Source organism: Stygiolobus sp. RP850M, assembly GCF_037389295.1.
Taxonomy (GTDB): Archaea; Thermoproteota; Thermoprotei_A; order Sulfolobales; family Sulfolobaceae; genus Stygiolobus.
This window is the reverse complement of sequence record NZ_JBBHKU010000044.1, coordinates 1-5,800: the sequence shown is the minus strand read 5'-3', so window position 1 is coordinate 5,800 and position 5,800 is coordinate 1. Positions and strand designations below refer to the sequence as shown.

The window sequence follows — 5,800 nt, the reverse complement described above, 5'->3', positions numbered from 1 at the left end:
CTACTAGTCTACACCGGGACTAGCAAAAAGTGGAGGAAAGGTTGGAAAATGGAAGATGGTTATATCACACTATCCTTAAAGGACGCGGAGAAGATCGTGAAAAAGGGATATAAAATGGTGGGAATCGACTCACCCAGCGTTGGAAACACTGATGTGCACAATCTCCTATTACGCAATGAAGTACTCGTTGTTGAAAACCTATCTCAGGCGTTAGAAAAGTTGGTAGGGGCTTTTGTATACTTCCAAGCTTTACCTTTAAATATTGTAGGGGTTGACGGTTCTCCCGTGAGGGCCATAGCGATAGTTCAGGGTATGGAATAAGAGAAGTGAGAAAAAAGAAGTGATAAATAAGGGCTTATTGCATATCAAGTTCCCAAAGCGTTAACTACAAATCTCATTATCGTCCCGTTTACAGATGCTGTAATAACTATTCTGTACATAGCACCTTGAGTTATAGGTAACGGGTTAAAGTAAGCCATTACGTTAGTGTTTTGGTTTGCTGGAACAAACTGAGGGTTAAACGTGCTTGTACTGAAGTTCAAGCCCTCAATAGTGGCTGAAAGTAGTGTAGCTGGGGCAGTGGAATACACTTGAAATGTGAGAATACCGTTGGGGCTTATGGTACCGTAAGGCTGTGTCTGGTAAATTGCTATTGGGATATTGGTAAGTGGATTACTCCAGCTTTGCGTAACGCTCATCCCGCCTTTAACTCTTCTTATTACCTCTCCTAGTCCGATGTAAGTCAGTATAAACCCTATGAATGCTAAGATTGATGTTGCTATAAGGACCCCTCCGACCTTGACTGTAGATGAACTATATACGCTTCCGAGCTTATAAAAAGCTATACCGACCAAGATGTTAGCTATTATCCCTAGTACGAAGATCACGCCGTCTATTACGTAGACGAGAAATGTCGCGCCTACTATACCAGATAAAGTAGAACCGGTGCTGAATGAGATTCCTATACCGATGGCTACTAATAACACTGGTAATAAGAAAGATAATAGTGCTGTAATTATCCACAAAGTAGTCCCAGTCTTACCCACACTTATATCTTGAATTATACCAGAAAGTAAAGAAAAACCTGACCTCAAATTAATTATACCCAAAATTTCGATTATCAGTGCTACTATGAAGAGAATTCCGGCTATACTGAATAAGGAAAGTGAAGCTAAATTGGAAGAATTCGTCGGAACTGAGGTAGAGTTAGACAATGTAACATTAGACAATGTAACAGTGGTAGTCCCGAAAGTCTCCCCTATGAATATAGCCACAATGATTAACACTATGAAAATTGCTGATAGAAACGCGGAGAAGATGTAATAAAGTGACCCTTTTTTCAACTTTTCCAGTCCTGGTAGTTCAGGGTTGTAACTCATTGTCTAAACTTCTCGTTCTAAACTAATAAATTAATTCATAACATTAATGATGATTTTTATTTTTTCTCTACCTCCTTATGGAAGTCTGAGAGATGATAATAAATTCGATTCAAACATACACAAACATCTTCCTCTCTGAGAGTTTAAATTTGCGCAAAGAGTGGTTTAATGATCTTTCTATTGTTGTTTGTTTTTCATATTATAGTCTAGTTACTAACATATTTTCAAAAATAAAAGTCAATTTAGTTCAAATAGTTCTAGTAAATACAGACCTTTTTAGATTGGTTAAGTTGAAAGCCCTTCCTTATCGTTTTATTACAAAAATGAGGGTTTGGGATGCCATACCTCGTGGAAGAGATGTATAACTTCTACTTTAAAATACAAGTTTTTTTAAAATATTTTTGGTAATATCTCTTTTCATCTGTATTAACGGAGTATAGAGGGACAATCGTTATCTTCCCTCCATGGGATTATCTAACGAGTGAGCATTAAATATATTTTCAAATTATGTTAGATCAGTGAGTTAAGAAATTACAATTTATAAAAATTTTAATATTACGTATACGTATACTCAATTATGGTAAAGGTAACTGATAAATTCCAAGTGACTATACCGAAAGAGGTTAGGGAGAAGATTAATTTGAAGCCTAATGAAGAGTTTGAGGTTATAGCGCTAAATGATAATGAGATTCTACTTCGAAGGAAGGTGAAAAAAGTTAAGAATCCGTTAGAAGTTCTTATTGGTAAGGAAGAAATAAAGGAAGAAATTCCACCAGAGAAAGTTGATGAGTTAGGTGAAGAATGAATTATTTTGTAGATAGTAACGTCTTCGTTTACGCTAAAATAAATGATAAAAAATATGGTAAGTGTTGTCAGGATATAATAAAGAAAATTTACGAAAAGAAAATCGAGGCAATCATAGACAATATAATTCTATTAGAGGTAGTTAACGCGTTAAGGAAATTAGGTGTTAAGGACATTGAAGATGAGATTTTAGCCATACTACCGCTACCAATTAGGATTGTAGATTTTAAGCAAGAGGATATAGTAGAAGTTACAAAAGATCTCTCACTATCACCTTATGATTCATTACATTACATAGTTTCAAAGAAATGCAATGCTAAGATAATATCAGCAGATAAAGGCTTCAAGGTAAGAATAGATCCTTGTAATTTCACATTAGATTCGTAGAAGAGTATAGCTATCCTTAAGTCAAAATCAGCTAACGGGAAGAGAGCTTATTCTTCCATGAATCTAATAAACTAGATTTAACCTAATGTTTACTAATGAAGATTGAAACCTCTCACCTTTTAAAGGGATTAATGGAGGAAGTATAAGCATCTGAAACCTCAAGAACTTCAATTGGTTGTGTTTCAACATTTTCACGAATTTAATAACACTCAATCGATGAATCCTATGCCTAAGCTTAGAATTTTTGCAGTCCGAGCACCTCCCACACAACGCCAGAAATGCTTCAATACTGAGATGGGTTAAGTCGTTGTTCACCTTATCTCCTACATCAAGGTGAATGAAATTGTTTAATACACTCTAGACGTTAATATTAAAGTGTTTATTCTCGCTGTCGAGAACCAAAGTGAATATAACTGTATACTCTTCAGTTATATCGTCTCCTCACCTCTCCTATTGCATATTGTCATCAGTTTGTTATGAGAACTAATCAAAATATCCTTCGGAAAATCCTCTGTAAGGGTTTAAAAACAAAATTATTTTGATGACGAAACTCAAAAACTATGTCAAAATCAAGCTAGCATACTAATAAATGAATACATTCGCTATCGCAGTGAATTTAGAGAATTGGATATATTTCAGCGAATGCTTAACAACCCGAACTACGATTTCTCTGGTATCTTGAAATCCCTTATGTGAAGTACAAAAGGTAATTCCCTGACTTTCCTCAGTAGTTTCTCGTCAGCTGTATAAACTTTATCTCCTAACACCTTACCTAAAGCTACGTAAGCTGAATCGTAGATTGAAATACCGTAAGTTTGAGAAATGGCCACAACTTCATCTCGCATACTTTCGATATCGTAAAGTGTTATCTGGAAGTCAGAGAGTATTTTACTTACTTCTTTAAGTTCCCTCTCGCCCAAGTTGTATGTGTACTTTAGCCCATTCAATACCTCGAATGGTAAAATACATGGAGCGAATAAATCTTCTAAACCTTTTGCGTAAGCCTCTTTGAGCAATAAAGCTTCTTCACTGTTTTGCTCATTGGCAAACCATTTTATAACGACTGAAGCGTCAACTACTGCCAATTCTTGTCACGCCATTCCCTAATCGTCTCTTCAGACCTTTTACCCCCGTAATTAAGGAAGAACTCATAAGACCTCAATGAGGCATCAACAATCCTTTTTAGGTCCTTCTTTTTCTTTTCCATCCTTTTTCTTTCTTCTTCCTCGACTACTTCCTCTATTTTTCTCCTTATTACTTCGCTCCAGTTTATGTAGCTTAGCTCGTCCATCTTCTTCTTTAACATTTCGTCAATCCTTATACTTATTGTTGGCATAATTATTGATTCCCGGCGTAAATTATAAGATTTACGAATCTGTAAGACATGTATTCCCAGCAATTTATACATATTGAAAAGAGCGTTTTATTCAAAGGAGTAAAACATAACCGTAAATTTTCATTTCCGGTAAGTAGAGCTCTAGGCTGTAACATTCAGCGTTATTAATTTCTCCCTTCCTATACGTCTCCAACTGGTTTATAGATAGTTTATTCAAGTCAGTTTCTAATGGTACCTCAAAGTAAAACCCCCCTCTGAAGTTGAATCCCTTATAACACGTTATATAACTTTCACTAATCACCCAAAATACATCTGTTACGGTTACAGCATCGATTATAAAATCTTTCCCGTCAACCTCTCGCAGGAACTCCTTAAGGTTATTTGGTGTAAATATGGGATTAAATAAGGATAATTTTACTGAGACTTCATTTATATCTCCTCTCTTTTTGGAGAAAGGGGACGACTTAATGAAGATCGTTACATAGCCTTTCTTGTTTGAAAAAACGTTTATACTGGGTGTTACATTAATCTTCTTTTTATCAATCTTAACCTCTAAGGAATAATCTAATATGTTAACCTCTCTCGCTGGAACAGTAATTGTCATGGAGGGCTGTGCGGAATCAGTGTCTTTAAGAGTTAATGCGACCCATTTAGAAGTAATTTCAGTATATCCGTCAGGATAATGAGCAATTTTATTCACGTTTTTTAGCCTCATGTTTACGACAGTAGTTCTACTATTGATATGATCCATCACTTTTGGTAAATCACTCTTGTTCCTTAAGTAAGGAAGCACCTTATCTGCTATATCCACTGGATTACCTTATCATGAAAACATATAAGGTTTACCGACGAGACCAGCTCTTTAAACTTTTTATTACCAGTGTTTCACTTTACTCTTTAGGGAGTGCTATGAGCGGGTTTGATTTATCTAGGCAGTAATAATAGATCCCTGCCTTTACCCCTTCCCACTCACAAACATCTGTAAAAATTAATTTATACCCTAGCGGAAATACTGAAGCTGTCGCCTCTCCCTTACAACCCGGAGTAAAGTTCGGGACGATTTTTAATTTTAAAGCCGGATAAGGGAGCATAACAGAAGTTATCTTTATGGAAATCCTCCTTTTATCCCTCCCTAAAATAGCCTTGAATTTATCGTCTTTAATTTCAAGCCCTTTTAATTCCCAAATACTGTAATCGTGATAAACCTCAAAACTAAGTTCCTTCACGTCGTTTATCTTAATAAAACTACCGCTAATTTCCGCTGAATCCTTTGAAAAAGTGGCTAATACTTCTGTCATTAATGCACCAGTTTTACCCAGTGTGTAGTATTCACCTAACTTGTACACTACCTTTAATTCTTGAAGTAAATTGAGGGCTTTGATTACCCTACTTTTCTGGTCAAAATAGCGTAATAGTTCGTTGAACCTCATTGACCTATAGAGTTTCAATAAATAGATAATTTTACTCTCTACATTACTGGTATTACCCATAGTATATTTTTATTAACTAAGCTAGATATATCTTTTACGTTCGAGAACACATTGCATCAGACGGGGCGTGAACAATTAAGGTAAGAAAATTGAACAAGACAAAAGAGTATTATTAAGTCAGATGTGTAACACAACCCCTCCATGTAGGTCTGATAGTTTCAACGATTCCATATTCGAAATTACTAACACGAATAATACAATTCTGTGCGGAAAAGAAAGAGAAATTCTACAACGAGTACAATTACGTATAACAACACTAACGTTGTAATCATTATCATAATTACGTAACCATAAGCAGGTCGTCCGCCGTATATTTCACGCAAATCTCTACTAAATACCTCCTTCTCGTCATCCATGTAGAATGGCTCTAAAGGTCACCATATAAATTTTTTCCCGTAGCGGAG

8 protein-coding genes and 2 pseudogenes are annotated in these 5,800 nt (G+C 35.7%); 3 read left to right on the top strand and 7 right to left on the bottom strand.

From position 1 onward, the window contains the following. A pseudogene (locus WIW52_RS04915) lies at window positions 1–321 on the top strand (hypothetical protein); the annotation flags it as partial. Window positions 322–365: 44 nt separating this feature from the next. On the opposite strand, the gene WIW52_RS04910 reads toward WIW52_RS04915, so the two are convergent. Next, complete coding sequence (locus WIW52_RS04910; RefSeq protein WP_337708989.1) at window positions 366–1,379, bottom strand: DUF973 family protein; 1,014 nt, start codon at window positions 1,377–1,379, stop codon at window positions 366–368. A 577-nt stretch (window positions 1,380–1,956) separates the two neighbouring features. On the opposite strand from WIW52_RS04910, the gene WIW52_RS04905 reads away from it, so the two are divergent. Both WIW52_RS04905 and WIW52_RS04900 read left to right on the top strand, forming a co-directional pair. After that, a complete protein-coding gene (locus WIW52_RS04905; RefSeq protein WP_337701289.1) occupies window positions 1,957–2,184 on the top strand; it encodes an AbrB/MazE/SpoVT family DNA-binding domain-containing protein in 228 nt (75 codons plus the stop codon). Beyond that, window positions 2,181–2,570, top strand: a complete 390-nt coding sequence (locus WIW52_RS04900) for a type II toxin-antitoxin system VapC family toxin (RefSeq protein ID WP_337708988.1) — start codon at window positions 2,181–2,183, stop codon at window positions 2,568–2,570. Before WIW52_RS04905 ends, WIW52_RS04900 begins: the two co-directional genes overlap by 4 nt. A 121-nt stretch (window positions 2,571–2,691) precedes the next feature. Here the strand turns inward: WIW52_RS04900 and WIW52_RS11270 are convergent. From WIW52_RS11270 to WIW52_RS04875, 6 genes and pseudogenes are all read right to left on the bottom strand, one after another. Next, window positions 2,692–2,816, bottom strand: a pseudogene (locus tag WIW52_RS11270) (IS200/IS605 family accessory protein TnpB-related protein); the annotation flags it as partial. Between the two features lie 413 nt (window positions 2,817–3,229). Beyond that, window positions 3,230–3,655 (bottom strand): type II toxin-antitoxin system VapC family toxin, encoded by a 426-nt coding sequence (locus tag WIW52_RS04895; RefSeq protein ID WP_337701291.1) that lies wholly within the window; start codon window positions 3,653–3,655, stop codon window positions 3,230–3,232. Beyond that, entirely contained in the window at window positions 3,646–3,906 is a 261-nt protein-coding gene (locus tag WIW52_RS04890) for a hypothetical protein (protein ID WP_337701293.1), read from the bottom strand. The genes WIW52_RS04895 and WIW52_RS04890 overlap by 10 nt, the downstream gene beginning before the upstream one ends. Before the next feature lie 91 nt (window positions 3,907–3,997). Then, window positions 3,998–4,717, bottom strand: coding sequence for a hypothetical protein (locus tag WIW52_RS04885; RefSeq protein ID WP_337708987.1), 720 nt, complete (start codon window positions 4,715–4,717; stop codon window positions 3,998–4,000). Between the two features lie 79 nt (window positions 4,718–4,796). After that, a complete protein-coding gene (locus WIW52_RS04880; RefSeq protein ID WP_337701298.1) occupies window positions 4,797–5,336 on the bottom strand; it encodes a hypothetical protein in 540 nt (179 codons plus the stop codon). Window positions 5,337–5,578: 242 nt separating this feature from the next. After that, window positions 5,579–5,752, bottom strand: a complete 174-nt coding sequence (locus WIW52_RS04875; protein ID WP_337708985.1) for a hypothetical protein — start codon at window positions 5,750–5,752, stop codon at window positions 5,579–5,581. Between the last annotated feature and the right edge of the window lie 48 nt (window positions 5,753–5,800).

Coding starts and splice junctions, on each gene's coding strand:
- WIW52_RS04905 (WP_337701289.1), top strand. CDS start 1,957: ATGGTAAAGGTAACTGATAAATTCCAAGTGACTATACCGAAAGAGGTT.
- WIW52_RS04875 (WP_337708985.1), bottom strand. CDS start 5,752: ATGGATGACGAGAAGGAGGTATTTAGTAGAGATTTGCGTGAAATATAC.
- WIW52_RS04910 (WP_337708989.1), bottom strand. CDS start 1,379: ATGAGTTACAACCCTGAACTACCAGGACTGGAAAAGTTGAAAAAAGGG.
- WIW52_RS04900 (WP_337708988.1), top strand. CDS start 2,181: ATGAATTATTTTGTAGATAGTAACGTCTTCGTTTACGCTAAAATAAAT.
- WIW52_RS04890 (WP_337701293.1), bottom strand. CDS start 3,906: ATGCCAACAATAAGTATAAGGATTGACGAAATGTTAAAGAAGAAGATG.
- WIW52_RS04880 (WP_337701298.1), bottom strand. CDS start 5,336: ATGAGGTTCAACGAACTATTACGCTATTTTGACCAGAAAAGTAGGGTA.